We start from the raw sequence: 25,585 nt of genomic DNA, 5'->3' as shown, positions 1-25,585 counted from the left end.
TTACATTGATATGACAGGTCGTTGGGGCGGAGTAGTAGAGGCTGTTTTTAAGCTAAATCAAGCATTAAAAAACACCCTCTCCTAATAACAAGCGGGCAGATAAACTATTTTGCGTTTGATTTAAACGCCAGCATGGTTTGCAGTAGTAAGCCAAGTTTTGGGATATAGCTTTCTAACGCCTTTGCAAGCGTCTCTGGCTCTTGAATAAACCCTTCCATATCGGCAGCAAGTTCTTGCACATATGGCGTGAAACGGTTGCTTGTGGTTGTAAATCCTTCTGATTCACTAAAGATGGCATCAAACTTTACGTGACCGGATTTTTTCAGTTCGTCCAGTCTAGCATCTGCATCAATGGCTTGGCGGTAGGCGGTTTGCAAACTGGCTTTTAGTTGCTCGATAACCTGTGTGTGTGGCATAACAGCCTCTCAATTTTAAATTTTGCTGAATTATAAGGGGCAAGCATGATAGCAACAAGTGTCGCTAGACGTTTATTCTCACTACTGGGGCTTAGTCTGTTATTTGTGTCAGTAACAATTCAAGCTGCACCGGATGATAAACCGCCGTTTTATCAAATATCTTATCAAGGTAAAACCGCTTATCTTCTAGGCTCTATCCATATTGGCCAGCAGAGCTTTTTCCCACTAGCAAAGCAAGTTGAGCAGGCGTTTCAAAAGTCGGCGGCGCTAGTTGTCGAGGCCGATGTGAGAGATGCGAATGTGCCAGCATTGTTGGCTAAATATGGCTCTGAGAAAATACCGATAGATGCACAGACCGAGAAGGTATTGACTCAGTATTGCCAAGATAAGCAGCAATTTTGTACCGCGATTGAAAACTATGCCCCCTGGTTACAGTCTATGCAGCTTAGTATTGGGCGTTATACCGCACTTGGCTATAGCGGTCTTTATGGCGTGGATTCGGTGTTAGTGAGTCAGGCTGGAAATCGACCCGTCTATGAGTTAGAAAGTACGGAGTTTCAATTTGAACTGCTATCCTCTTTTGACGCTGATACGCAGTGGAATATGGTCAGAGAGGCTATTGAAGCTCCCGATTCTGATATGCTCAAATTAATTTCAGCGTGGCGTAGCGGCGATGAAACAGAGCTTGCCGATCTCATGGAAGGTGAGATGCTGCGTGACGGTGAAACGCAAATGGTTGAGAAGATGCTCTGGGATCGCAATAAAACGATGGCTCAGGGAATTGTTGACTTGATGCAATCGCCCAATACATTACAGCCACTATTTGTCATCGTCGGTGCCGGGCATTTAGTAGGACAAAAAAGTGTTCAATCTTACTTGCTCCCTTTGGGTGTTAAGGCTAAAAACTGTTGGCAACAAACCTGTAGCTAAGGTGTATCGAATCCGGTCGGTTAGGGCGATTATCGGGTTTGGGAGTTTTGATGTATAATACGCCGCTTGTTTTGGCTCACTGTGTTACTGCAAAAGGTTCTATCGGTTTGAATAAAGAATACTGTATCGATTTAAAGGCGTTGCCTTCGCTATTCACCCTTTATCGCAAAATATTTTTTGGACGCAAGCCCGGTTGGGACCAGCAGCCATTGCCTATGGTCAAGGTGACGAGCCCGAATGTATCGATTTCGCCAGATAAAGTAGTCCAATATGCGAAAGTATGTGGCTTTGATTTTGACGGTAAAACGCTACCGCCGACCTATCTGTATGTGATGGCATTTCGATTACATGCGGTGATTTTTACCCATGAAGCGATCACCTTCCCACTGCTTGGCATGATCCATTTAAAAAACAGCATCACTGTGCACCGTAGTGCTCGCGTAGATGAAAAGTTCGAAATTCAATGCGCGTTAACCACGAGTTGTATGACTGACTCAGGCCTTGAGTTCGAGTTAGTTTCTAAAGCGTATGTAGGTAGTGAGCTAGTTTGGGAATCATTGTCGACTTATCTATACCGCATCGAAGGTAAGGCGAAGCGAATTCGTCCACCTAAAGCCAATGATATGACTTGGCAAGAGCCAATAAGCTGGAGCTTAGCCGAAGACTTAGGTCGTCGCTATGCTAAAGCCTCTGGTGACTATAATTTGATCCACTTACATCCCGTGATGTCTAAACGCTTTGGTTTTGATCGTGTATTGGCTCATGGCATGTGGTCAAAAGGGCGCTGTATTGCACAGTTAATGCCTAATATTGGCGATCGCGCCTGCCAGATTGATGTGGCATTTAAGCTACCGTTATTTATGCCAAGCAATGTGAGCTTTTCAGCTGAGGAGCAGGACGATAAAACGGTATTTGAATTGAGAGATCAAAAAGGCCGTCGTCCCCATTTAAGCGGTGAAATTACCTTTTTATAATCGTTTATTGTTGAATAATTAAAGGCGCTGAAAGCGCCTTTTTTGTTGCTAAAATCTAATGCAAACACGGTATTTTTGGCATTATAAAAAAGCCTTATATTGTAAAGTTGAACGTTAAATCGACAAAAAAATGACCAGTTTGTTGACGTAGATTACAAAAAGCTAAAATAACATCGGATTGTTATTTTCTAGCTATCAGAGATCACCTATATTGCAGCGGTAATTACCCTACATAATAATAGATTGTGGAGCCATAAGCATGCAGTCAGATATTGAAATTTCACGCCAACATACCTGTTTACCCATCACCAAGATCGCAAACGATCTCGGACTGAACCCAGATGAGTTTTCCCCTTGTGGCGTTAACAAAGCTAAAGTTTCCTTGTCCGTAGCTAAAAGGTTAGCTGATAAACCCAATGCCAAGTTAGTGATTGTAACAGCCGTTACGCCTACACCTTTTGGGGAAGGTAAAACCGTGACCACAATTGGCCTCACTCAAGCGATGAATCTCAATGGTGTTAAAGCTTGTGCCTGTATTCGTCAGCCGAGCATGGGACCGGTTTTTGGTACTAAAGGTGGCGCTGCAGGTGGCGGTTTTGCACAAGTCGTACCTATGGAAGAATTGAACCTGCACTTGACCGGTGATATCCATGCCGTGAGTAGCGCCCATAACTTAGCTGCGGCAGCAATCGATGCGCGTTTATTCCATGAAACTCGTTTAGGCGCTGCTGACTTTACTAAAGAGTCAGGCTTACCGGCGCTCAATATCGATGCGGATAATATCCTCTGGCGCCGAGTGGTGGATCACAATGAGCGTAGTCTACGACAGATAAAAGTAGGCTATGGCGCGATGAATGGCCCAGTGCATGAGTCTGGATTTGATATTACAGCGGCATCAGAGCTGATGGCTATCTTGGCGTTAAGCCAAGATCTAAAAGATCTTCGACAGCGTATTGGCCGTTTAGTATTAGCACTTAACACTCAAGGTGAGCCGATTACCGCAGAGAACTTAGGTGTTGCTGGTGCAATGACGGTGATTATGATTGATGCGATTGAGCCGACTTTGATGCAAACCTTATCTGGTGATCCTTGCTTTATTCATGCGGGTCCTTTTGCCAATATCGCCCATGGTAACTCTTCGATTATTGCCGATACGATTGGGGCCAAGTTGGCTGATGTTGTCGTCACCGAAGCGGGCTTTGGCTCCGATATGGGCTTTGAAAAGTTCAGTAATATTAAAGTCAGAGAGTCTGGTTATGCACCAAGTGCGTCGGTTGTTGTCGTGACGCTTAAAGCACTTAAGGCTAACAGCGGTATCGAGTCAGATATCGATATCAACCAGCCAGATATGGAGCGACTACAAGCCGGTTTTGCTAATCTAGAATGGCATATCAATAACGTTAGCCAGTATGGCGTGCCAGTTGTGGTGGCGATTAATCGCTTTCCAACGGATACCGACGAGGAACTTGAGTGGCTGAGCCAGCGTATTAAGCAAACTAAGGCTTTTGGTAGCGAGATCAGTGAAGCCTTTGGCAAAGGCGCAGAAGGCGCAAGCAAACTCGCTGATATGGTGTACCGCGCCACACAAACACCGTCAGACTTTAAGCTACTTTATCAAAGTGATACAAGTTTAGAGGCTAAGTTGATGACCTTAGCTGAGGTCGGATACGGCGCATCGAGTGTGACGTTATCGGATAAAGCGAGATCGCAGCTAAACTGGCTAACTAAGCATGACTATGCTGGTTTACCTATCTGCGTGGCTAAAACACCGATGTCGATAAGTCATGACCCTAATATTAAAGGGATCCCAACAGGGTTTGAATTGCCAATCACCGAGCTAAGGCTGAATGCCGGAGCGGGTTTTGTTACGGCATTAGTCGGACAAGTGATGACCATGCCGGGTCTTGGGGTTAAGCCGGGTTACCTTAATGTCGATATTAATGATGCTGGTGAGATCATTGGTCTGGCTTAAGGGCGATTATAAAATGAAAAAAGCCCCGACAACTTAGGTTGTCGGGGCTTTTTTCATTTTATCTTTGTAGCTTATTTTTCTACAGCTGTTTGATAAATATGTACATCGCGCTGCGGAAACGGAATGCTAATACCTTCAGCGTCAAAGCGCATTTTAACGGTACGAGTAATATCCCAGTAAACATCCCAGTAATCTTCTGGCTTAGTCCAAGGACGAACAATAAAGTCGACTGAAGACTCGCCAAGCGTGTGCAGTTTAATCGTAGGCTCTGGATCTTTTAATACTAAAGGATGCGCCATTACGATATCGCGTAACACTTTTTCAGCATGCTCAATATCATCGCCATAACCAATACCAAAAGTCAGATCAACACGGCGTTGATGCTCAACGGTGATGTTGTTGATGGTGTCACCCCAGATCTTATTGTTTGGAACGATAAGTCTTTGGTTATCTAAGGTCTTAATCGTAGTCGATACCAAGCTCATGTGGCTTACACGGCCAGTAACACCACCGGCATTGATCAGATCACCCACATCGAATGGGCGGTAAATCAAAATCATCATCCCAGAAGCGAAGTTTGATAGGGTATCTTGCAGAGCAAAACCGATAATCACACCAGCGATACCGAAACCAGCAAGCAGTGGCGCAAGCTCGAACCCAAGTTGCGATAAGGCAATCAGTAAACCAAGCGCAAATACCACTTTACCGGAAAGAGAGATAAAGAAGTCTTGCAGTAGCATGCTGAATTTAAGCTTTGAGTTGCTGACGGCTTTTTCTACTACACGCTTAACTATTTTGCCGACTAGGCTCGACAGGATAAGGATTAAGCAGAAAATGATCAGTTTAAACATGATCCCCGCACCATTTTCCATGGCTTGAGTTTTTGCAATCGTCATCCATTCAGTTAACAAGTTACTCGCAACATCAAAGTTCAACACGTCTTGAGTGATGTCACCCGATACGCTAAACAGAGTTTGCTTGTAAAGTGCAGTATCTTGGCCTAGATGATCCAATAGGCCAATCGTGGTTGAAAGGCTAGTAGAGCTTTGATCTAGGCGTTCTTTTAACTCAACGACCAAAGACTTTTGCTCTGCGCTAACATCAGCTCCAGCAATTTGCACATCTGCAACGGCTTGGTTTAGGCGTTCTTGGTTGTAGTAAACAAAACTGTTTAAGTCATCGGCACGAGTGATTAACGTCGAGATAAACACTTTCGTTTTTTCATCAACATTAATGCCTACGGCTTTTGCCCAAGTCAGCAGTTCACTTTCTGAACTAAATAACTTGTCTTGCTCGCGCTGGATCTGCATTAGATCGAGCATGATCTCTCGATCACCCTTGCTACCCACTTCACTCATGAGCGTCGCTTTTTGTTTGGCAAAATAAGCTTCAACTGCATCAGTAAAAGCAAGTTGCTTAACAATATAAGGCTTTAGATACGGAAGATCAGGCTCCGTCTTATCCATCTGTTCTTGTAACGTTTCTTGCAACAAGCTGGCATTGCGTCCAATACGATATTCAAGAAATGTCTTAATTTCGCCCTTAGCATGAGGCAGTGCATTTACATCGCTGTCGATTAAGCTTTGGAGTTTATTTAGATTGTTAGTTAATTCAGTATTTTGCGCATTTACTACAAATGAGCAAAAACACAAAACAAGCATCAAAATTTTGGGGAGCATTTTATGCATTTGGTATGTCCGTTAGTTCCCAGGATCTGGTAATAATATTACGCCTTTGGAAAACTGTCGATTTGTTATTGTGATAGTGATAAGCATGATAGCGAATACACGGCTAAATCTGCTAAACTTCGGCACCTTAATATTAGGCGAAAACTGCGCCAATATGCAGCTAAAGAGAGATAAGCTTAGTGATATGCGCCCATTGTTCAAAATCATTTGCGATAGATAAAATTGAAAACCAAAGAGGCAAAGGGTTGAGCACCGAGATCCAATGTCCGTTTTGTCAGGCTTGGTTAGGTAAAAGTGTTGTTTTATCTTGGGTCAAAATCGTTAGCTTTTATGCTGGGGTTGGGCTATTTGTGTGGAGCTATTTTGATAGCGATATTCGCTCGTTTGGTATTCCGCTCGCTATTTTTTCCATCATGGTGATGTTAGTGACTCATCTAATGGATAATCTGAAAGTCATTGAAGCGCCCGAAGTTGAGCTGGTGGATAATAGCGAGCATCTTAAAAAGTATCGCTAATCCCGCCGCACGAGTTGTGCAAAAGACGTTTTTGATGAGTGACTGCAAAAGGTTTATCGCAGAGATAAACATCGCAGGGATAAACCTGAGCGAGCGCTTGTTAAGACTGTTTACGATAAACGTTTCAACGATATCCTAGATTCTCGACAGAACCGATACACTCCGATGGTATTTGGCCACCAGAGTGTTACTGAGCAGTGACTAAATAAATTGCTTAGTCGATAACTTAGTTAGTCAACAACCTGAACTTGCGCTTCTAACGCAGCTTCTACGTAGTAAATCCCGCCAAGTATTGCGACAAAAAATAGCGTAGTCATGATGATCAATTTTAGGTTTGAGCGAAGAACTTCAAGCATGATAGTTGCGCCTTTTAATGGGTCAAATCTTGTTAAATATCACTATGGATACCATTTCACGCTAGCAATATTAGTTGTTAGAGCTTAAGTCAGTATTAATTAGCATTCAAGCCAATGTGATCTGCCTCACAAACACTTTTTAACGCTTTGCCTGCATCAATACTTGACTTCAACTGTCAGCGCAATAAACTTGGTCACGTTTTAACACATAAGGTTAACACTGTGATTCGAATGAGTAGCGTAAAGCAGAAACTGGTAATAGGGCTTGTTGCCGTATTCCTGTGTCTGTCGTTTGCGGCGTCCGCTCATAGTCTGAGTCATTTGGACGACGGCGCTAAAAACCATTGTACTCTGTGTTATCACCAACACCAGGTCAATAACCTGCTGCCCAGTTGTGAACTTAAGCTTGCTATTGAGCGTCAGGGAATTGAAAGCCAAGAGTACATCCTGCCACCTTCATACTCACGTCATGTGAGTTTCTTTAATAGCCGCGCCCCTCCAGCTTCAGCGTAATTCTTCATACCAAACAATAACTAAGAATTTTTTAAAGTATTCCCACAGGGAAGGCTTAGCTGTATTTCGGAGAAAAGATGACTATTTCAACTATGCGCCTAACTGGCGTAGCAGCAGCGTGCGCACTATTTTCAACTCAAGCTTTAGCAAGCGATCCCAGTTTAACTAACCCGGCGATCAGTGCAGTACTTGATGGCTATTATCAAAGCGCCGAGCGACCGATGTCAGAGCGTGTTGAAGGGTTTGGCTTAGGCCATACTGAGGTCGCAATGAGCGCCAACATTGACGATATGTTTTACGGTAAATTAACGGCTGTCGTCGAGATGCATGACGGTGAAACTGAGCTGGGTTTAGAGGAAGCCTTTATTCAAACTCTGGCGATGCCCGCTGGTTTTTCGGTGCGAGCGGGTCGTTTTCTGTCTGACATTGGTTACTTGAACAATCAACATGTACATACGGATGCGTTCTCAGATAGACCCGCGGTTTATCGTGCTTTCTTGGGCAGCCACTATTTTGATGATGGTGTGCGCTTGAACTATGTTGCACCAACAGATCTCTACTGGACCATGGGAGTCGAGAGCTTTAAGGGTGACAAAATGCGCGCTGCTGATGAGCATGGCGAGCGCGATTATAAAAACCTTGGGGTTTACACCGCCTTCACCAAATTAGGTGGCGATGTGGGTGATAACGGTTCTTGGCAAGCAGGATTAAGTTACCTACGTAATGAAAATGGCCGTATGACAGCGGATGAACATGAGCACGTTGAAGTGCAAGATGACCATAGCCATGATCACAGCCATAACGCCCAATACACCGGAGAGAACACTTACATTGCAGACTTTGTCTATAAGTGGGCTCCTAATGGTAACTATAAGTACCAATACCTAACGTTAAGTGGTGAGTATTTCCGTGTCACCGATTTTGCCCCACTTGAAGAGCATCATGACGAGCATGAAGAACCGGGTCACGATGATTCAGGCAAAGATTATCAAGATGGATGGTACTTGAGCAGTGTTTTTCAATTCTCACCTCGTTGGTCTGCCGGGCTACGTTATGGCCAGATCGACACTCAAATGATGCATAGCGATCATTTTGACCCACAAAAATTGAAAGAAACTGAAGTGAGTCTAGCTTGGCATCATAGTCACTTCTCTACTGTGCGCTTGCAGTACACCAACCAGCAGGGGACAAACTTTGATGGGATCGAAGATGACAACGTCATCACTTTACAATATGTCATGACTCTGGGGGCTCACGGTGCGCATCAATTCTAAGCCGTTTTTATCAAAAGGGGTTCAAGCCCTAACATTAGCACTGGCATTAGGTGTGAGTAACAATGCCGTTGCTGCGTTAAACATTTTTGCTTGTGAGCCTGAATATGCCGCATTAGCGAAAGAGCTGGCGCCCGGTGCAAAGATCTACTCTGCCACGACGGCGATGCAAGATCCGCATCAAGTGCAGGCGCGTCCAAGTTTGATCGCTAAAATGCGTCAAGCCGATCTGGCAGTCTGTGCCGGTGCGGATCTTGAGGTTGGCTGGTTGCCAATGTTGCAGATGAAGTCTGCCAACGCGAAAGTGCGATCGACCGATCAGGGGTTGTTCTTCGCATCTGAGCAGATCGATACGCTAGATCAGCTCGAATCGGTGGATCGCTCTATGGGTGATGTGCACGCAAAGGGCAACCCGCATCTACATTTCGATCCTAATCGTTTACTGGGCGTTGCCAGTGGCCTAACCCATAAGCTTATCCAGCTCGATCCCGATGGCAAAGCTGATTATGAAGCGGCCTTGGCCAGTTTTACTAAGCGTTGGCAAGCGGCTATCCCTAAGTGGGAGGCGAAAGCCAAATCGCTTCAGGACAGTAAAGTGATCGCTTACCACTCTAGTTTCAAATATCTGTTTAACTGGTTAGGGCTAGAACAGGTGGCGGATCTTGAGCCAAAGCCTGGGATCCCGCCTAGTAGCTCGCATTTAGCCAGCTTACTTAATCGTGCTAAGCAAGGTGATATTTTAGCGATCATTATCGCGTCATATCAGAGCGAGCGTGGGGCAGAGTGGTTATCGGAGCGATCGGATCTACCTGTGCTGATATTACCTATGTCAGTTGGGGGCAATGATCAGAGTGTCGATCTGTTTAGCCTTTACGATAGTGCCATCGATCTCTTGTTGAGTGCTAAGCGTTAACGCCTATAGCTTGATATTGATTATTGTTACTGAGTGAATAAGGCGGATCGTGCTTGAGCGATCCGCCTTAGGTTTATCTATTATGATAAGAGTCTAACTATGTTTGATCTCGATCTACTTTCAATTTTATTCCCCGCTTTTGTGGCGGGCGTCTTGGTACTGTCGACTCACGTTGTCTTGGGGCAACAAGTATTAAAGCGCGGCATTATCTTTATCGATCTGGCTATCGCGCAAGTCGCAGCGTTAGGCGCCATTGTTGGCCACCTTAATCATGATATCGAGGCGCTGCCTTTTTCACATGTGTGGATGCCAGCGCTGTTTGCTATAGCTGGTGCAGGATTTATCGCGTGGCTTTCTAAGCGAATGGCCGATGAGCTAGAAGCTATTATCGGTTGTTTCTATGTGCTGGCGGCAGTGGCTGCCATGTTACTGTTATCAAATGATCCTCACGGCGCCGAGATGCTAAAAGAGCTGATGTCTGGGCAGATCCTGTGGGTGAGTTGGAGTCAGTTAATTTTGCCTGCCAGTGTGTATTTGGCAATCTTACTGGTATTGTTTTATAAGCCAGACTTGCTGAGTGGCCGCGCTTTTTATCTTATTTTTGCCATCGTGATTACCCTTTCTGTAGAGCTTGTTGGGGTGTATTTGGTATTTAGTAGTTTGATATTGCCAGCGCTGGCCGTTAACCACTTCTATGGCCGATTTAAACTATTTTGGGCTTATATGGTAGGGCTTCTAGGATACATATCGGGGCTCGTCTTGTCGGCTAGCTTAGACTTACCTAGTGGTGCTGCGATCGTATCGACCTTAGCCTTGAGTGCTATCGCCTTTAGGTTGGTACTTAAGCTTAAAGGAAAATCAAAGCAGTCTGTGAGCGGCGAGACTCGATACGAGCACTCTTAGTCGATGACGGGTAGCCGATAACAGATAGCACAAGCGCTGTCGCAATATGGCCAATAACAGTGACTTGATCAGAGCTCGTTAAGCATAAACGTGGCAGGTCAGACCTTAAGGGGTGGGGAACTAAGCTAAAATCTTCCAAAATATTTGAGCATGGTTAAAGTTCGTTTAAGCCGTTTACGCTAAAGTAGCATCCCTTGAATTTGCTATCATGCATATTCAGGCTACACGTGTAAACTAATGTTCATTAACATAAGTTGTATTTATATTGAGTCGCACTTAGTTGGTGGCTATACTGGCGCCAATTAAATCGCGGGAGATTATAGTGCTGTTAATCCTTAGATGTTTGATCTTGTCTGTCATGCTGTTATTAGCCTTTGTTATCGGTGGCTTAGCTTGTATTTTACGTCCTCGGCATCGAGATAACGTACATATGTTCGCCAAAGTCTTTTCTTGGGCGGCACCAGTACTTGGTATCAAAGTCATTGTGCGTAACTCACAACAGCAAGGCGATAAGCCGTGCATTTTCCTGGCAAACCACCAGAATAACTTCGATATGTTCACTCATACGGCCGTCGTACCCAAAGGCACGGTGAGTTTAGGTAAAAAGAGTCTTGCCTGGATGCCGTTATTTGGACAAATTTACTGGTTGTCTGGCAATATTCTGATTGATCGGAAAAACCGTAACAAAGCATTTGATACCATGGCAGCAACGGCCCGCAAGATAAAAGACAAATGCTTGTCTGTGTGGATCTTCCCTGAAGGCACACGTTCTCGTGGTAAAGGCTTACTGCCATTTAAAGCTGGTGCTTTTTATACGGCAATAGCTGCGGGTGTACCTATGGTACCTGTATTAGCCTCAAACCAGTGTCATATTAAGTTGAACCGTTGGAACAATGGTGTGGTGATCATCGAAATGATGGATCCAATTGAAACCGCAGGTTTTGATAAAACACAGGTGAAAGAACTTTCTAAGCGCATTCACACTATGATGTCTGAAAAGCTATCTCAGTTGAACCAAGAAGCTTCTGCATTAATGACGAAAGCGGTATAATCGGTCGCGAAATTTTTGAGGAGTTATCGATGTCTATTGAACGCCAGTTAAAAGAACAGAAACAAGAAAATAGTGAGATCGTTGAAGCGATCCTTGCAGATGGTTCATTGGCCGATGCCGACTACACCATTGAGCATCACTTCTCATCAACTAACTTTGATCGTTTAGAAAAAGCGGCTGTTGACGCATTTAAGCTAGGTTATGAAGTTAACGATGCTGAAGAGATGGAGTTAGAAGATGGCTCAGTGATCTATTGTTTCGATGCTGTCGCTAGCCATGAGCTAAAGACCGACTTGTTAGATGAAGCCTGCGAAAAAATGATTAACATCGCGGCTAAACAGAAGATTGATTACGACGGTTGGGGCACGTATTTCATCGACGAAAATGGCGAAGAAGTCCGAGATGACGATGAATATGACGACGAAGACGAAGAGCCTGTGCACTAATTGGTGCGCTTAGCGTTAAAAATAATGCCCATCTAGTGATGGGCATTTTTGTGTCTGTTTTATACTGATGGGTATAGGCTACTCATGAGTGATACAGCAGTTACGTCCTGCTTCTTTCGCTTGATAAAGTGCTTGGTCGGCTTGAGATAACCAAGTCTCACAGTCGTTTACCTCTGGCTTAATTTCACAGATACCGATGCTGATAGTGACCTTGATAAGCTGTTCTTCGTAGGCAATTTGCAATTGCTCAACTTTCTTGCGCAGACGCTCGGCAAAAAAGCGGGCATTGACCGCAGGAGTATTGGCCAGCACCACTGCAAACTCTTCACCACCATAGCGTCCTGCGCAGTCGGTTTCTCGCAGTGATTTTCGAATGGTATGAGAGACATTTTGGATGACTCGATCGCCGGCTTGGTGGCCATAGGTATCGTTAATTACTTTAAAGTGGTCGATATCTATCATCACTAGGCTGGTTTCACTGCCATATCGAGTATGGCGATCGAACTCTTTCTGTAAGCATAACTCCCAATGACGACGGTTAAATAGCTGGCTAAGACCATCAATTTGGCTTAAGTATTCTAAGCGTTCATTAGCCGACTTTAGTTGTAATTTATTGATGGCGACGTCAGTGACATCGTAAACAATCATACTAATATGAGTCACTTCACCTGAGAGTGATGATAACGGCAGCAAGGTGACATTCTGGTACATGAAGTCAGCTCTGCCTGTAATAGGCCGATAATTTTTAAATTCGAATATAAAAGGGCGTTGTTCCCAGCTGATAAAAGCGCGGTTCTTTAATAGATAGACCGACTCCATTTTTTGCTTTAACCATTGTGCGGGTAGGTATTCAAACTGCTCAAATAGATTCTTATCTTTGATTGAATTGGGGGTTACACCGCTGTGGTTTTCCATGAAACCATTCCACAGTTGAATGTTGTAATCACGATCGAGTACCACTAAGCCTACCTCTATGGTCTGTACCATATCGATTAGCCAGTGGAGTTCGTTCATTGCACTGTTGTCTACAGCTTTCTGATCTGTTGCCATCCTAATATCCATTTCAATCGAGCAAGTAGCCGAGCTTATAGTTGAGCGTTGGCAGTGAGTCTTCGGTAAACAGTAACAGCAGATCACATTGAATATCATGATCTTCAATACGGTAGTTAATTTCCATCGCCAATGTACGGCTCCATTTATCCGCGTTTTCACTAATCAGGCTGTTAACGCTGCAGTGTCTGCCAAGAACGACGGGGTGACTTTGGCTAAACTTCATGTGTAACTGCTCTGATATGCCGTTGAGGAAGGCACCAATCAACACATTACCCGTGTCTATCATGACTTCGAGTTCGGTGTGTTCATCTTCTGGGTGTTCAAGCTTCATCAGCTTAGCCATATCTTTAAATGAAGAGTCATGGAAAAGTAATAGGGCTTCTCCTGCGACACCTGCACCAATAAAGCCTTGGCATAACGCCGATACCGTGCTGTATTCTTCAGTGGCCTTAAGTGTCATGGTCAGTTCACTGACCTCGAGTACGTTCACATTAGGAATAGGCAACTTTACAAATACGTTGAGTAACTTAGATAAGAGATCGGCCGCGCGCCCCATGGCAACGTTGGCGACTTCTTGGCAGGCATCGCGCAGATCGACCTGGATCATCGGCGCTTGATTTTCACCACCGCTTTGGGCCAACTCTAAAATGCCGTACTCTTGCAAAATATGGCTAATTGAGCCGGCACTCACAGGCTTTTGAATAAAATCGAGTGCGCCTAAGCTTTTAACGCGTTCGTGAGCCTTAATTTGAATATCACCAGAAACCACAATAACTAATGCTGGAAGATCTTCTTTTTGAATGGCTTCTAAGACTTGATAACCATCCATTACGGGCATGTTGAGATCCAGAAACACGACTTCGCCTTTGCCTTCGCGAATGGCCTCTATTCCTTCTAAGCCATTGGTGGCATAGGTTATTTCAATATCCCAGTCTTTTGGGAGTGTGCGAGCCATCTGTTTTCTGGCTAGCGCAGAGTCATCACAAATGAGTATGGGGAGCGGCATTATTATTATTTTTCCTATTATCCATCAACAGCTTTTTTGTGATTTTAATTAGTCTATTGCCCCGTTCATGAAGCCTCTGTCATTTTTTGGGATCAATAACTCGCCACTGTAATACAATAAATTGCATTTCAGCGGTGCATCCTTGGCTTATGCCTTCGAAGAGAAATGGTTCTCGGTAGCTTCCATAACATTGTCCCTTATGAGAAGGGCATGCGCTACGGCCAGATTATTAATTATCAACTAATTAATAGAAAGGCTTATTTTATGACAATAAAATGACGTTTGTCATAATTCAAACACATGTTATAGCTATTAACGAAATAATCCAAATGTGTTAACTTGCCAATCTGGACAGACCACTTGCCAAGAAAGGCCCCAAGATGACTTATGATTTATTACGTTTGACCCAAAAAAATGGCATAGCTTATGTGAGCCTTAATCGACCAGAAAAATATAATGCACTGAGTTATAAGCTTTTTACTGAGATAGAACACTGTATAAAAACCTTGTCGAAAGACCGTTCGCTTACCGCTGTGGTGCTGTTCGGTGAAGGCGGTAATTTTAGCTCAGGTTTAGATGTAAAAAGTGTGATGAACTCGCCGTTAGACGCCGTTAAGTTATTATTTAAGTGGTTGCCAGGTAATGCAAATTTGGCGCAGAGGGTTTCTATTGGTTGGCGCAGATTACCGGTACCCGTTATCGCGGTCCTTGAGGGCGTGTGTTACGGTGGCGGCATGCAAATCGTTCTCGGGGCGGATTTTAGAATTGCGGCTCCCGATTGCAAAATGTCAATTATGGAAGCCAAGTGGGGTTTAGTACCCGATATGGCTGGACTTGCAGGTTTACGAGAGTTGATGCCAAAAGATCAAGCACTTATGTTGACGATGACGGCGGATGTGTTAACTGCAGAGCAGGCGTTAGCAAGCAATTTGGTCACCGCAGTCGCTGATGACCCGATGGCCACAGCGACTGCGCTAGCGACTAAATTATCGCAAACCTCGCCCGATGCTAATGCCGCTATCAAGCGAAGTATTAACAAGAATTGGTCGGCTTCTGTTCGTCAATTACTCAGGCGTGAGTCTTGGTATCAGCTACGATTACTGCTGGGGAAAAATCGAATCATTGCCGCATTAAGACAAACTAAAAGCCCTGAAAAAGCCTATCGAAACCGAGATTCAGGTTGGTAATTTTGGGTAAAACGATGAAGTGTGATCAGATTCACGAATTGCTATGAATTTTATGTAGTATGCAGTGGCTTCTTTTACACTCCTCGCTAATTCACCGCTTTGTTTGCTCGCTTAGGTTTGGCAGCGATTTAGCGAAACCATATTCCATTCAACCAATTGGAACTCTTTACTCATGCGCGAACTTTTTGAACGTTTTTTATGGAGCAGTCGTCTTTCTGTGATGTTTGGTGTGCTTTCCTGCATCATTGCTGCTTTCGTTGTTTTTGCTATGGGGCTCAGAGATGTGGTGCATATGATTGAGCTTATTCTCGGTTATATATTCAGCGGCAGCCATGCGGTACGTAATGATCTGGTGATGGTTGTGGTTGAGATCTTAGACACCTTCCTATTAGGTGCTGTACTGCTTATTTTTGCATTTGGTCTGTATGAACTGTTTATTAGCAACCTTAAGCATGCCAGCCAAAGTGAGGCGGGCGGTAAGCTCCTCATCATTAGTAGTATCGATTCGCTCAAGAGTAAGCTCGGCAAAGTGATCTTAATGATGCTGATCATCAAGGTGTTCTCTTTCTTTACCGATATGAAGCCTACATCTATGTTAGATCTGCTGTATATGGGGATAACGGTGTTACTCATTGCCGGAGCGCTCAAGCTCAGTAAAGACTAATATCGAGCGCGTAAGTCCATCATTAAAACGATGGCTGAGCCTGCGGTATGACTAGCGGTTTGACTAGCTGTTTGATTAGATAAAGCCTATCCATTTGGATAGGCTTTATTGATCCTACTGGCAAAACCTTCAATAAACTTAAGGCTATTATTCCAAGAGACTTGCAGTGATAGATCCAGTGATAACAACTGCTGGCTATATCGTGTTGGTGCGTTGGCTGGTGATAATACGCGTCGCTGCGTTTGGGTCGCGAGCGAAGCCGAGCCGCCATCGTTTGATTGTATATCGAGTACCGGTATCGATAGCGCAGCCAGCTTTTGTGGTAGTGCATTATTAACTGTGGCTATATCGCTGTATGGGTTTATCACTACCAGTATGTCAGGCATCGGCAGGTGTTTAGCCGCTAACAACTCAATGACCAAATTAGCACTGTCACCGATAGCAATAAGCATACGTTTACCGGCAAAGTCCTTGCCCAAACTATCGAGCTGCGCCATAGCGCTTAGCATAAAGTCTCGCTGCTGCTGTTGAGTTTGAGCCAGTTGTTCGGCGCTAAAGTCAGGTGTTTCTTGGTTAGCTGGTACTGAGCTTTGCTGCTCGCCCGCTTTAATCACTTCTTCGGCGTGAGTGACGAAATATGGCGTCTTACTCAGGCTCGGGGGAGTCAGTGCGAGTGTTGCCCACCCTGAGTGGTTTAACTCGTGTCTAAGATTGCTAACGAAACCAGGTGCATCGGCTCGCTCTGAAAAAGCAGGCACGATAATGGTTAACCCGAGTTGCAGCTTGCCTAACCAAGGACGCAAAAGAGCAGGGACATCTTTGCCTTCCACCTGCAGTTGTTTGAGCTCGCTTGGTGGAAGATAGCTGTAATCCACCCGCTCATGTGTGGGCACGGTATCGGCTATACATGAGTTGGCTAGCAGGCAAGTGCTGCAGACTAGGAGCAATAGGGGAGTGGACTTAGAAAAACATCGAGAAAACTTCATCTTGGACTGCAGCCTTTTTACGCTAAAACATCGAAGCGAATAAAATCTTGCGCAGTATATACATAATTGGTCAACATTCGGCAAAAAAAAGCCTCGAATTATCGAGGCCTTATGATACCCATTACTGTGACTTGTTATGCGTGGCTAACTAATACCAGTCTAACCGCATCAAGTTGTAGTTTGCTGCTGTCTAGGTAACGGTTTAATTCGCTCATCTGATCGCTAAGGTGAGTTAGCTCTTCATCACGAATGTTTGGGTTAACTGATTTTAGCGCTTTTAAGCGTTCAAGCTCACCAGACAACTGACTGGTCATCTTCTCGCGAGCACAATCTGTTAGCGTTTGTAGCTCGGCATTGGCAAACGTTTCAGCCTTAGCAAATAGCGGGTGTAAAATCGCCTGTGATGCATTGACTAGCTTGCTGGCAATATGGCGGTTCACCGCGCTTAACTGCTTGTTAAAGCTTTCGTAAGTCACATTGTCAGACAAGTTATTGCCATTCTTATCCAGTAACACACGTACAGGTGTTGGCGGTAGGTAGCGGTATAGCTGGCTTGACTTAGGTGCAGACGCATCGGCTAAGTAGATAAGCTCAAGGAAGACGGTACCTGCTGGCAACGCCTTGTTTTTTAGTACTGCTACGCTAGTGGTTCCGGTTTCTGAAGACGTGATTAAGTCTAGACCCGTTTGTACCAGTGGATGCTCTTGAGTGATCAGCGCAATATCGTCACGAGACAGGGCCATCTCACGATCGAAGGTCACGGTAATACCATCTTCTGGCAGACCAGGATAAGTCGGGAACATCATGTGTTCGCTTGGGTGCAATACAATGGCGTTCTCGCCGCTGTCTTCTTGCTCGACACCAATAATATCCCAAAGGCGGATCACCGAGCCGATAAGCTGAGTGTCACCATCTTTGTCTGCCAAACTCTGTACTAACTTGTTAGCACGTTCGCCGCCGTGAGAGTTGATCTCAAGCAGTTTGTCGCGCCCTTGTTCCATCGCAAGCTTTAGCTCTTGATAGCGCGCTTTAGTGTTATCCAGTAACGTTTCTAGGCTTGTATCGTCATTATTTAGCAAGGTTTCTAGCAGCTCACCAGAGAACTCGTTAAATAGAATGTGACCACTTGGGCAAGTACACTCAAAAGCGTTTAAGCCCTGGTGATACCACTCGGTCAATCTTTCTTGCGCCGTGTTAGCTAAGTATGGCAAGTGAATCTCAACATCGTTCTTCTGACCGATACGATCGAGACGACCAATACGCTGCTCAAGTAGATCTGGGTTTAACGGTAGATCGAACAATACCAAGTTACTGGCGAACTGGAAGTTACGGCCTTCTGAACCAATCTCACTACAGATAAGCGCCTGTGCGCCACCGGTTTCCTGTGCGAAGTAAGCACCCGCTTTATCGCGCTCGATAATCGACATGCCTTCATGGAAGACCGTTGCCTGAATACCTTCGCGAGTACGTAATGCTTCTTCTAAGCTCAAAGCGGTTTCCGCTTGGCTAGCAATAATCAGTACTTTCTTGCTGCGGTTGGTCTTTAAGAAATCAATGAGCCAATCCACACGCGGGTCGAACTTCCACCAGCTAGCACTGCCGCTATCAAAGTCTTGGTAGATCTTCTCTGGGCTTAATACTTGGCGCACTTTAGCATTGGTGTCTAAATGCTTGTTCATCATCGCGCTAACGCGGTAAGCGGTAACATATTGCTCAGGCATCTTTTGTGGATGCACATGCAGATTACGTTGTGGGAAGCCTTTAACTGACGCGCGGCTATTACGGTAAAGCACGCGGCCTGTACCGTGACGGTCGAGCAGATCTTGTAATAGCTCATCACGCGCCTGGAAGCGAGCGTCGGCATTGGCTGCTTCATCTTGAATAAGGCTAATGGTAGCGCTGATATCTTTTTCACCAAGCAGCTGGGTTAAGCCGTTAATCGACTCATCCGACAGCGCTTCTCCGCTGGCGAGTGCATCGGCTGCGGTTGCGACATCTTTGTAGCTATCTTCTTCTTTTAAGAAGGCTTGATAGTCATAGAAACGATCTGGATCTAATAGACGCAAACGCGCAAAGTGACTCTGGTGACCTAGTTGATCAGGTGTCGCGGTTAGCAGTAGTACGCCAGGTACGACTTCACTTAAGGCTTCAACAATTTGGTAAGCGCGGCTTGGGGCGTCTTCAGACCATTCTAAGTGATGCGCTTCATCGACAACCATTAGATCCCAATCGGCATCTAGCGCTTGCTCTAAACGACGCTTTTTACGCAGCAGTTCCAGTGAGCAAATCACTAACTGTTCAGTGTAGAAAGGGTTGTCGTTATCGGCATAGGCTTCAACGCAGCGGTCTTCATCAAATACAGAGAAACGCAGGTTAAAGCGACGTAGCATTTCAACCAACCACTGGTGACGCAGTGTATCAGGCACAATAACTAAGATACGCTCAGCACGACCAGTCAGTAGTTGCTGATGAATAATTAAACCCGCTTCAATGGTTTTACCTAGACCCACTTCATCGGCTAGCAATACGCGGGGTGCAAAACGCTGACCCACTTCGTGTGCAATCCATTGTTGATGTGGGATCAATCCAACGCGTGGCCCTTGTAGTCCAAGCAGATCAGATGTGGCGAGCTTATTTCTCAATAGCTGACACTGATAGCGCACATTAAACCGATCGAGACGATCGATTTGACCGGCGAATAGACGATCTTGTGGCTTATTGAAACGGATATTGTGATTTAGCAAGGTTTCGCGCAGGCTAACTTGCTCGCCAGTTTCGCTATGAGTGCCGTGGTAAATAATCAGTGAATCTTTTTCTTCAACCTCAGTGACCGTAATGCTCCACTCTTCATGGCTCTCTACAGTGTCGCCTGGGTTGTAAATAACACGTGTTAGCGGGGCTTCGGTTCGAGAAAATAATCTATTCTCGCCAGTTGCAGGGAAAAGAACGGTGACCATACGGCCTTCAACTCCAACAACAGTACCTAAACCTAATTCTGATTCAGTGTCACTGATCCAACGTTGACCTAAGGAAAACGGCATTTAAAACTCTCATATACTGGGTGAATCACAAGGGGCGCGTATGTTATACCAATCGCGAGCATATTGAAAATTGAACCCGCGAATAATCGCCCTAATCGGAAGTAATAGTGTACTAAATAATCAGTTGCACCGAAGTATTTTTTTGTGTCATCGCTCTGTCACATCAGCTCGATATCAATGGTGAGGGCTTAAAAAGCTTAGTTGGCGGCTAAAAACTCACACAGAGCATTGAAGCCGGAACTTATTGGTGGCAGTATGGAATTGTTGTTAACAAATTAGTAACCAACAAAAGGAGCTGCACCGATCTTGTAATTGACACTAATACACAATTGGAGGCGCCATGGAACAAGACGACAGAAAGTTGTTTGTACTGGATACCAACGTATTACTGCATGAACCTTTAGCTATCTATTCATTTAAGGAACATGACGTAGTCGTACCAATGACAGTTCTGGAAGAGCTGGACCTGATTAAGGATAGAAAACGAGACGTCAGCCGTGATGCTCGAGTTGCGATTAGAGCATTAGAAGATATTTTGGGTGGCAAAACCACGCCCGAGCAAATCGTCCAAGGGGTTCCCCTGCCAGGACGTGAAGACCATGCCGATGTCAGTGGCACCTTATCAATTTTCCCCGACCATCAAATCGAGTTTACCACTGGCAGTATGCCAGGTGACAATAACGATAACCGTATCATTAATACTGCGCTGCATCTGCAGGCGTTACATAAACCTCGTAAGGTGGTACTGGTTACCAAAGATATCAATATGCGCCTTAAAGCCAAAGGTGCGGGCATTGAGCAGGTAGAAGATTACCGTACCGATCAGCTTATCGATGATATTCGCTTTTTAACTAAAGGCTTTCATCGCTTCGAAGGGGATTTTTGGCAGCAGACCGATGAGGTGAAAACCCAGAGTGATGGTCGCCATACTGTGCATAGTGTACCGATCGATAAGCTCGGCGATGATCTGTTTTACACCAATCAATATTTACTCGATGAAAGTAGTGAGTTTTGTGGACGCATTGTCGAGAAGACTCCTACTGATCTTAAATTTTTAGACTTAGGTCAAGAAAGGCTGATGAACCTCGAAGCTTGGGGAATTAAGCCTAAAAATATTTACCAAGGTATGGCGATGCAAGCATTGCTGGATCCAGATATCGATCTGGTGATCTTAACGGGCCCAGCAGGTTGTGGTAAAACCTTGCTCGCGATGGCTGCAGCGTTAGAGTTGGTGGTTGAACGTGGTAAATATGAAAAAATCATCGTGACCCGTAATACGCCTGAAATTGCCGAGTCTATTGGTTTCTTACCCGGCACCGAAGAGGAAAAAATGACCCCTTGGTTGGCAGCAATCACCGATACTTTAGAGGTGCTGCATAAGAATGATGTCAACCCGAGTGGCAGCATGAACTACATCATGGATAAAGCCAATATCCAGTTTAAGTCGATTAACTTTATGCGCGGCCGTTCGATTCAAAATTCGGTCGTTATCCTCGATGAGTGCCAAAATTTAACGGCTTCACAGATCAAAACCATGATCACTCGAATGGGTGAAGGCACTAAGCTGATTTGTAGTGGTAACCTTGCGCAAATAGATTCTAATTATTTAACTGCTGTGACCTCAGGTTTAACTTATATTGTCGAACGTTTTAAAGACTTCGATGGCAGTGCAAACATCTACCTCAATGGCGTTGTACGCTCACGTCTTGCTGAGTTTGCCGAAGAAAACCTGTAACCCGCTCTGTTTTGGTTGATAAATGGATTAGGCCTCACACTTGTTGAGGCCTTTTTAACTTCTAAGTTACACTTTTAAGCTATTATTGAAAGCTATCTTACTGATATTATTAACGCCAAAGTCCTGTCTTTAAAATGGGCGCATTTGAATAATCTCGTAAAGAGTATACCAAGGGTTGTAAATGAAACGGATTGAGCCGACTCTTCAGCTAAAGTCAACGATTCAGAAAAACTATAATAGAGCCGTTTTTTACACCTATATCGGCGTAATCATCATGGCTTTGGGAACCGCTTGGATTTCATTCGACAATCAGAAGGCCCAGTTAATCGCCCAAACCGAAGAGTTAGTTGAACGTCACGTGCTACAGGTGGACTTGCTGCTGGAGTCGAGTATTCGTGCGGTTAAGAGTCTACGCAACGTTGCCGTCGATCATTTACGATTAGGGGAGCTGGTGCGTAAGGACCGCTTACCTCAGTATGAAAAATTTAACGAGAGTGGCCAGTTCTTTACCTTAGAGCCCAGCTACGCCAAAAGTGGTGATCCTTTCACCAACATGGGACGCATCACTGGTGCGGGTTCGCTTAATGGTCGCAGCGAACAGTTTTATCAAGAACTGGAGATGCTGTTTGAGCTTTCGCTGTCTTTTCCGGTTGCAAACGAAGCCGCGCCTAAAGCCTCTTCTATCTATTACATCTCTAAACGCCGCATCATGTCTTATTTTCCGTGGCCGTCAGATGAGCAACGCTTTCGTGATGAACTGCTTAACAAGAAACAGTTTCAGTTAGTCACTCCCTCGAATAACCCGCAGCGCAGCTTTGCCTGGAGCCCCGCTTATGTTGAAGCGACCGGTAAAGGCCTATTAACTACGCTTGGGGTACCCATATATCTCGAAGATGAGTTTATCGGATCGATCAACTTAGACATGACGCTGGCCTCGCTGAGAAAGCAGATCCGCTTGTACTTTAAAATGCCCGGCACGGTTATTTTGCTGGATCAAAATAATAATATTTTGACCCATAGCGATATCGACAACTCTGATATCAATCGTGTTTATCATATTAGCCAGAAGATCCCGTCTGAGCTGCACTCGATCCCAGAGTCGGAGCTGTTTGATGCCCACGAAGGCATTATCCGAAACGGTTATTATATTCACTCTGTTGCGTTACATAACGCACCGTGGCGCCTACTGTATCTGCAAGATGTCGACGACCTGTTTAAAGACTCATGGGAAAAGCTGGAGATGACATTCGTGTTAGTTGTCTTAGCATTATCGATTTTGGTGACCATAGTACACTGGCAGACTCGCCGCTCATTCGTTAACCCGGCATCTCGATTGCTGACTCACCTAGAGGAGTGTTCGGCGGAACCTATCAAACCTCCCGAGAAAATTACCGTGGGATGGGCGCCCTGGTTCCAGTTGGTGAGCCGGATTTTTGAAGAGAACAAACAATATACCCGGCATTTGGCAGAGCAAAATCGGCGACTCGATAAGCTGGTGGCGCAGCGCACCGAGCGACTAAAAGAGACCACTGAGCGCCGCGAACAAGAATATGCGTTGCTACGTTCACTGCTCGACTCGATCCCCGAAGCGATTGTGTTTAAGGACAAAGAGGGTCGTTACCTAGGTTGTAACAAGTCAGCTGAGCGTATGCTGGGCTTTAGCGAGAGTGAAATTATTGGCCAGTTCTCAGATGCACTGACACCTGACGAGCAGTCGTTGCGTATTCGCGCCGAAGATGAGCGGGTACTCACAGATAGAACGCCGCTACGTTATCAGGAAAAGGTAGAGCTTGCGGGTAAACCTGTGCTACTCGATACCTTAAAAATCCCTTTCTATAACCGCCGTGGTGAGCTGTTAGGCCTTATTGCCGTATGGCGTGATGTGACGCGAGAATATGAGTCGGCGGAGCAGCTGCGTTTATCGGAAGAGCGTTATCACTTAGCCATGGACGCGGTGGAAGATGGTCTATGGGATTGGTATTTAGACTCTGAGCAGATTATTTGTAACCCAGCCTACTATTCAATGCTTGGTTATAAGGTCAATGAGTTCCCAGCCTTAGCATCAACCATTGATGAGCTGATCCATCCGGACGATCGCATTCGTGTGCAAGAGTATCGCGAGCAATACCTTGCCAATCCTGTTGGTGCCTTCGATATCGAATTTAGAATGCTTGGCAAGAGCGGTGAATATCACTGGTTATTGTCTCGTGGCCGAGTGGTAGAGTTCACCCCGAATAATCAGCCAAAGCGTATGGTGGGGACTCACAAAGATATTACTCGCCATAAGCGTAACGAAGTTTCGATGCTAGAAGCTAAACAAGACGCGGAAATGGCTAACCTGTACAAGAGTGAATTTTTGGCCAACATGAGTCATGAAATTCGTACGCCAATGAACGCCATTATCGGTATGTTGCAGTTGGCGCAGCGCACTTCGCTCACGCCAAAGCAAAAAGATTACCTTGAGAAAGCCGGCTTCTCGGCGCACTCGCTGCTGCGGATCATCAATGACATCCTCGATTTCTCTAAGATTGAAGCAGGTAAGCTAGAGCTCGAACGCGTCGCCTTCCCGCTAGATAAGGTATTAGATCATGCGCTTGATCTAAATGGACTTAAGGCACAAGAAAAGGGAGTCGAGCTGCTCTTGTACGCACCTGTTACCGCTGGACTTATTTTAGAAGGTGATCCACTGCGTTTAGGGCAGATCCTGATTAATATGCTGTCTAATGCGGTTAAGTTTACTCAGTCGGGTGAGATTGAGCTTGGCTGTGAAGATGTGGGCGAGCGCGATCACCGCATTACCCTTAAATTCTGGGTACGTGATACCGGTATTGGTATTAGTAAAGAACAGCAGGCGACCCTGTTTGATGCCTTTGCTCAGGCTGACGGGTCCACTACCCGCAAGTATGGTGGTACAGGTCTTGGGCTCTCAATCAGTAAACACTTAGTGTCGATGATGGGCGGTACCATGCAGGTTGAAAGTGAAATGGGGGTTGGCAGTACCTTTAGCTTCACCATTAGCTTTGAGATTGCCGAGGAGGCTGAGGTATTGCCGCTTGTCGTGCCTGAAACCTTAGGTAACCTTCAAACCTTAGTTATTGATGATAACCCAACGGCGCTGCAGATTTATTCGAGCGTACTAAGGGATTTCCATTTCAATGTCGACACGGCAGCAAGTGGGCCAGAAGGCCTATATAAGCTAAGTAAAAAACCTATCGATCTACTGTTGCTCGACTGGATGATGCCTGAGATGGATGGTCTTGAGGTGATTAAAGAGATCGATGCCATGGTGGCGGATGGTCGATTGGACAAGCGGCCGATCATTATCATGATGACCGCATACACTGCAGAGCCGATGCAAAAAGATGTCGCCGACGCGAACGTGTATGCCTTGCTGCAAAAGCCATTTAAAGCATCATCTTTATTCGATGAGATTATCTCAGCCTTTGCCGATGAGCCAAGTCTGAACCCTCTGCCAGATGTGATTGAAGAGGTGGGCGAACAAGACTCTGGTTATATTCTGCTGGTTGAAGATAACTTTATTAATCAGCAAGTGGCTACCGAGTTACTTAAAAGCGCGGGCTACACGGTCGATGTTGCCGAAAACGGGCAGATCGCCTTAGATATGATCGATAAAGCCAATTACGATGCGGTATTAATGGATATTCAGATGCCGGTGATGGATGGTCTTACGGCGACTAAAGAGTTACGTAAACGCTACTCAACCGAACAGTTACCGGTGATCGCTATGACGGCACATGCCATGTCTGGTGATAGGGAAAAGAGCTTAGCGGCGGGGATGAATGCCCATATTACCAAGCCGATAGTGCTCAATGAGCTGTTCGATACCTTGAGCCATTGGATAGCTGTGTGTGGCAGGAAGTCCTAAAGGCGAATGCCATAAGCACTGATGCTATAAACCCTAATGTGATAAACACTGATGTGACAAACACTGATGTGACAAACAC

Annotated in this window: 21 protein-coding genes; 14 read left to right on the top strand and 7 right to left on the bottom strand. The window is 45.3% G+C overall.

The features are described from left to right. Positions 1-104 precede the first annotated feature (104 nt). On the bottom strand, positions 105-416 hold the full coding sequence (locus tag ACVBIU_RS05665) for a prephenate dehydrogenase (RefSeq protein WP_447159734.1): 312 nt from the start codon (positions 414-416) through the stop codon (positions 105-107). A gap of 45 nt (positions 417-461) precedes the next feature. On the opposite strand from ACVBIU_RS05665, the gene ACVBIU_RS05660 reads away from it, so the two are divergent. The 3 genes from ACVBIU_RS05660 (at position 462) to ACVBIU_RS05650 (ending at position 4,292) form a co-directional block, all read left to right on the top strand. After that, positions 462-1,346: a TraB/GumN family protein gene (locus tag ACVBIU_RS05660; protein WP_447159733.1), complete on the top strand. Its 885-nt coding sequence runs from the start codon at positions 462-464 to the stop codon at positions 1,344-1,346. Between the two features lie 107 nt (positions 1,347-1,453). After that, on the top strand, positions 1,454-2,320 hold the full coding sequence (locus ACVBIU_RS05655; protein ID WP_447159813.1) for a MaoC family dehydratase: 867 nt from the start codon (positions 1,454-1,456) through the stop codon (positions 2,318-2,320). 259 nt (positions 2,321-2,579) lie between these two features. Further along, a complete protein-coding gene (locus tag ACVBIU_RS05650; RefSeq protein ID WP_447163272.1) occupies positions 2,580-4,292 on the top strand; it encodes a formate--tetrahydrofolate ligase in 1,713 nt (570 codons plus the stop codon). Between the two features lie 71 nt (positions 4,293-4,363). On the opposite strand, the gene ACVBIU_RS05645 is transcribed toward ACVBIU_RS05650, so the two are convergent. Further along, positions 4,364-5,980 carry a mechanosensitive ion channel family protein gene (locus ACVBIU_RS05645; protein ID WP_447163271.1) on the bottom strand — a complete coding sequence of 539 codons (1,617 nt, stop codon included), beginning with the start codon at positions 5,978-5,980 and terminating at the stop codon, positions 4,364-4,366. A gap of 245 nt (positions 5,981-6,225) precedes the next feature. On the opposite strand from ACVBIU_RS05645, the gene ACVBIU_RS05640 reads away from it, so the two are divergent. Continuing rightward, positions 6,226-6,495 (top strand): hypothetical protein, encoded by a 270-nt coding sequence (locus tag ACVBIU_RS05640; RefSeq protein WP_447159730.1) that lies wholly within the window; start codon positions 6,226-6,228, stop codon positions 6,493-6,495. Positions 6,496-6,725: 230 nt separating this feature from the next. On the opposite strand, the gene ACVBIU_RS05635 is transcribed toward ACVBIU_RS05640, so the two are convergent. Then, positions 6,726-6,851 (bottom strand): hypothetical protein, encoded by a 126-nt coding sequence (locus ACVBIU_RS05635; protein ID WP_447159729.1) that lies wholly within the window; start codon positions 6,849-6,851, stop codon positions 6,726-6,728. 231 nt (positions 6,852-7,082) lie between these two features. Here ACVBIU_RS05635 and ACVBIU_RS05630 point away from each other — a divergent pair, with 231 nt between their 5' ends. The 6 genes from ACVBIU_RS05630 (at position 7,083) to rraB (ending at position 11,948) form a co-directional block, all read left to right on the top strand. Next, entirely contained in the window at positions 7,083-7,364 is a 282-nt protein-coding gene (locus ACVBIU_RS05630) for an ABC-type zinc uptake system zinc chaperone (RefSeq protein ID WP_447159812.1), read from the top strand. Between the two features lie 77 nt (positions 7,365-7,441). Next, the gene (locus ACVBIU_RS05625) at positions 7,442-8,638 is read left to right on the top strand and encodes a hypothetical protein (protein WP_447163270.1); all 1,197 of its coding nucleotides are present in this window, start codon (positions 7,442-7,444) and stop codon (positions 8,636-8,638) included. After that, positions 8,622-9,548, top strand: coding sequence for a metal ABC transporter solute-binding protein, Zn/Mn family (locus tag ACVBIU_RS05620; protein WP_447159727.1), 927 nt, complete (start codon positions 8,622-8,624; stop codon positions 9,546-9,548). Before ACVBIU_RS05625 ends, ACVBIU_RS05620 begins: the two co-directional genes overlap by 17 nt. Positions 9,549-9,647: 99 nt before the next feature. Next, positions 9,648-10,451 (top strand): metal ABC transporter permease, encoded by an 804-nt coding sequence (locus tag ACVBIU_RS05615; RefSeq protein ID WP_447163269.1) that lies wholly within the window; start codon positions 9,648-9,650, stop codon positions 10,449-10,451. Between the two features lie 322 nt (positions 10,452-10,773). Then, positions 10,774-11,502 carry a 1-acylglycerol-3-phosphate O-acyltransferase gene (locus ACVBIU_RS05610; RefSeq protein ID WP_447159725.1) on the top strand — a complete coding sequence of 243 codons (729 nt, stop codon included), beginning with the start codon at positions 10,774-10,776 and terminating at the stop codon, positions 11,500-11,502. 29 nt (positions 11,503-11,531) lie between these two features. After that, on the top strand, positions 11,532-11,948 hold the full coding sequence (rraB, locus tag ACVBIU_RS05605) for a ribonuclease E inhibitor RraB (protein ID WP_447159724.1): 417 nt from the start codon (positions 11,532-11,534) through the stop codon (positions 11,946-11,948). Positions 11,949-12,026: 78 nt separating this feature from the next. Here the strand turns inward: rraB and ACVBIU_RS05600 are convergent, their stop codons facing one another. Next, positions 12,027-12,998: a GGDEF domain-containing protein gene (locus ACVBIU_RS05600; RefSeq protein WP_447159723.1), complete on the bottom strand. Its 972-nt coding sequence runs from the start codon at positions 12,996-12,998 to the stop codon at positions 12,027-12,029. A gap of 13 nt (positions 12,999-13,011) precedes the next feature. After that, entirely contained in the window at positions 13,012-14,007 is a 996-nt protein-coding gene (locus tag ACVBIU_RS05595; protein ID WP_447159722.1) for a response regulator, read from the bottom strand. Between the two features lie 380 nt (positions 14,008-14,387). Between ACVBIU_RS05595 and ACVBIU_RS05590 the strand changes: the two genes are divergently transcribed. Together ACVBIU_RS05590 and ACVBIU_RS05585 are read left to right on the top strand one after the other, a co-directional pair. Beyond that, entirely contained in the window at positions 14,388-15,194 is an 807-nt protein-coding gene (locus ACVBIU_RS05590; RefSeq protein WP_447159721.1) for a crotonase/enoyl-CoA hydratase family protein, read from the top strand. Positions 15,195-15,366: 172 nt separating this feature from the next. Then, positions 15,367-15,858 carry a YqhA family protein gene (locus tag ACVBIU_RS05585; RefSeq protein WP_447159720.1) on the top strand — a complete coding sequence of 164 codons (492 nt, stop codon included), beginning with the start codon at positions 15,367-15,369 and terminating at the stop codon, positions 15,856-15,858. Positions 15,859-15,944: 86 nt separating this feature from the next. On the opposite strand, the gene ACVBIU_RS05580 is transcribed toward ACVBIU_RS05585, so the two are convergent. Both ACVBIU_RS05580 and rapA read right to left on the bottom strand, forming a co-directional pair. Next, positions 15,945-16,751, bottom strand: coding sequence for a DUF3530 family protein (locus ACVBIU_RS05580; RefSeq protein ID WP_447159719.1), 807 nt, complete (start codon positions 16,749-16,751; stop codon positions 15,945-15,947). Between the two features lie 227 nt (positions 16,752-16,978). Further along, on the bottom strand, positions 16,979-19,885 hold the full coding sequence (rapA, locus tag ACVBIU_RS05575; RefSeq protein ID WP_447159718.1) for an RNA polymerase-associated protein RapA: 2,907 nt from the start codon (positions 19,883-19,885) through the stop codon (positions 16,979-16,981). Between the two features lie 340 nt (positions 19,886-20,225). On the opposite strand from rapA, the gene ACVBIU_RS05570 reads away from it, so the two are divergent. Both ACVBIU_RS05570 and ACVBIU_RS05565 read left to right on the top strand, forming a co-directional pair. Then, entirely contained in the window at positions 20,226-21,620 is a 1,395-nt protein-coding gene (locus tag ACVBIU_RS05570) for a PhoH family protein (protein ID WP_447159717.1), read from the top strand. Between the two features lie 181 nt (positions 21,621-21,801). After that, entirely contained in the window at positions 21,802-25,506 is a 3,705-nt protein-coding gene (locus tag ACVBIU_RS05565) for a response regulator (protein WP_447159716.1), read from the top strand. The last annotated feature ends 79 nt before the right edge of the window (positions 25,507-25,585 follow it).

It is taken from the genome of Shewanella sp. 30m-14, from assembly GCF_052977125.1.
The sequence above is the reverse complement of the archived record's forward strand: the minus strand, read 5'-3'. Positions and strand labels throughout refer to the sequence as shown.

Coding starts and splice junctions, on each gene's coding strand:
- ACVBIU_RS05665 (WP_447159734.1), bottom strand. CDS start 416: ATGCCACACACACAGGTTATCGAGCAACTAAAAGCCAGTTTGCAAACC.
- ACVBIU_RS05660 (WP_447159733.1), top strand. CDS start 462: ATGATAGCAACAAGTGTCGCTAGACGTTTATTCTCACTACTGGGGCTT.
- ACVBIU_RS05650 (WP_447163272.1), top strand. CDS start 2,580: ATGCAGTCAGATATTGAAATTTCACGCCAACATACCTGTTTACCCATC.
- ACVBIU_RS05645 (WP_447163271.1), bottom strand. CDS start 5,980: ATGCATAAAATGCTCCCCAAAATTTTGATGCTTGTTTTGTGTTTTTGC.
- ACVBIU_RS05635 (WP_447159729.1), bottom strand. CDS start 6,851: ATGCTTGAAGTTCTTCGCTCAAACCTAAAATTGATCATCATGACTACG.
- ACVBIU_RS05630 (WP_447159812.1), top strand. CDS start 7,083: ATGAGTAGCGTAAAGCAGAAACTGGTAATAGGGCTTGTTGCCGTATTC.
- ACVBIU_RS05625 (WP_447163270.1), top strand. CDS start 7,442: ATGACTATTTCAACTATGCGCCTAACTGGCGTAGCAGCAGCGTGCGCA.
- ACVBIU_RS05615 (WP_447163269.1), top strand. CDS start 9,648: ATGTTTGATCTCGATCTACTTTCAATTTTATTCCCCGCTTTTGTGGCG.
- rraB (WP_447159724.1), top strand. CDS start 11,532: ATGTCTATTGAACGCCAGTTAAAAGAACAGAAACAAGAAAATAGTGAG.
- ACVBIU_RS05600 (WP_447159723.1), bottom strand. CDS start 12,998: ATGGCAACAGATCAGAAAGCTGTAGACAACAGTGCAATGAACGAACTC.
- ACVBIU_RS05595 (WP_447159722.1), bottom strand. CDS start 14,007: ATGCCGCTCCCCATACTCATTTGTGATGACTCTGCGCTAGCCAGAAAA.
- ACVBIU_RS05590 (WP_447159721.1), top strand. CDS start 14,388: ATGACTTATGATTTATTACGTTTGACCCAAAAAAATGGCATAGCTTAT.
- ACVBIU_RS05585 (WP_447159720.1), top strand. CDS start 15,367: ATGCGCGAACTTTTTGAACGTTTTTTATGGAGCAGTCGTCTTTCTGTG.
- rapA (WP_447159718.1), bottom strand. CDS start 19,885: ATGCCGTTTTCCTTAGGTCAACGTTGGATCAGTGACACTGAATCAGAA.
- ACVBIU_RS05570 (WP_447159717.1), top strand. CDS start 20,226: ATGGAACAAGACGACAGAAAGTTGTTTGTACTGGATACCAACGTATTA.
- ACVBIU_RS05565 (WP_447159716.1), top strand. CDS start 21,802: ATGAAACGGATTGAGCCGACTCTTCAGCTAAAGTCAACGATTCAGAAA.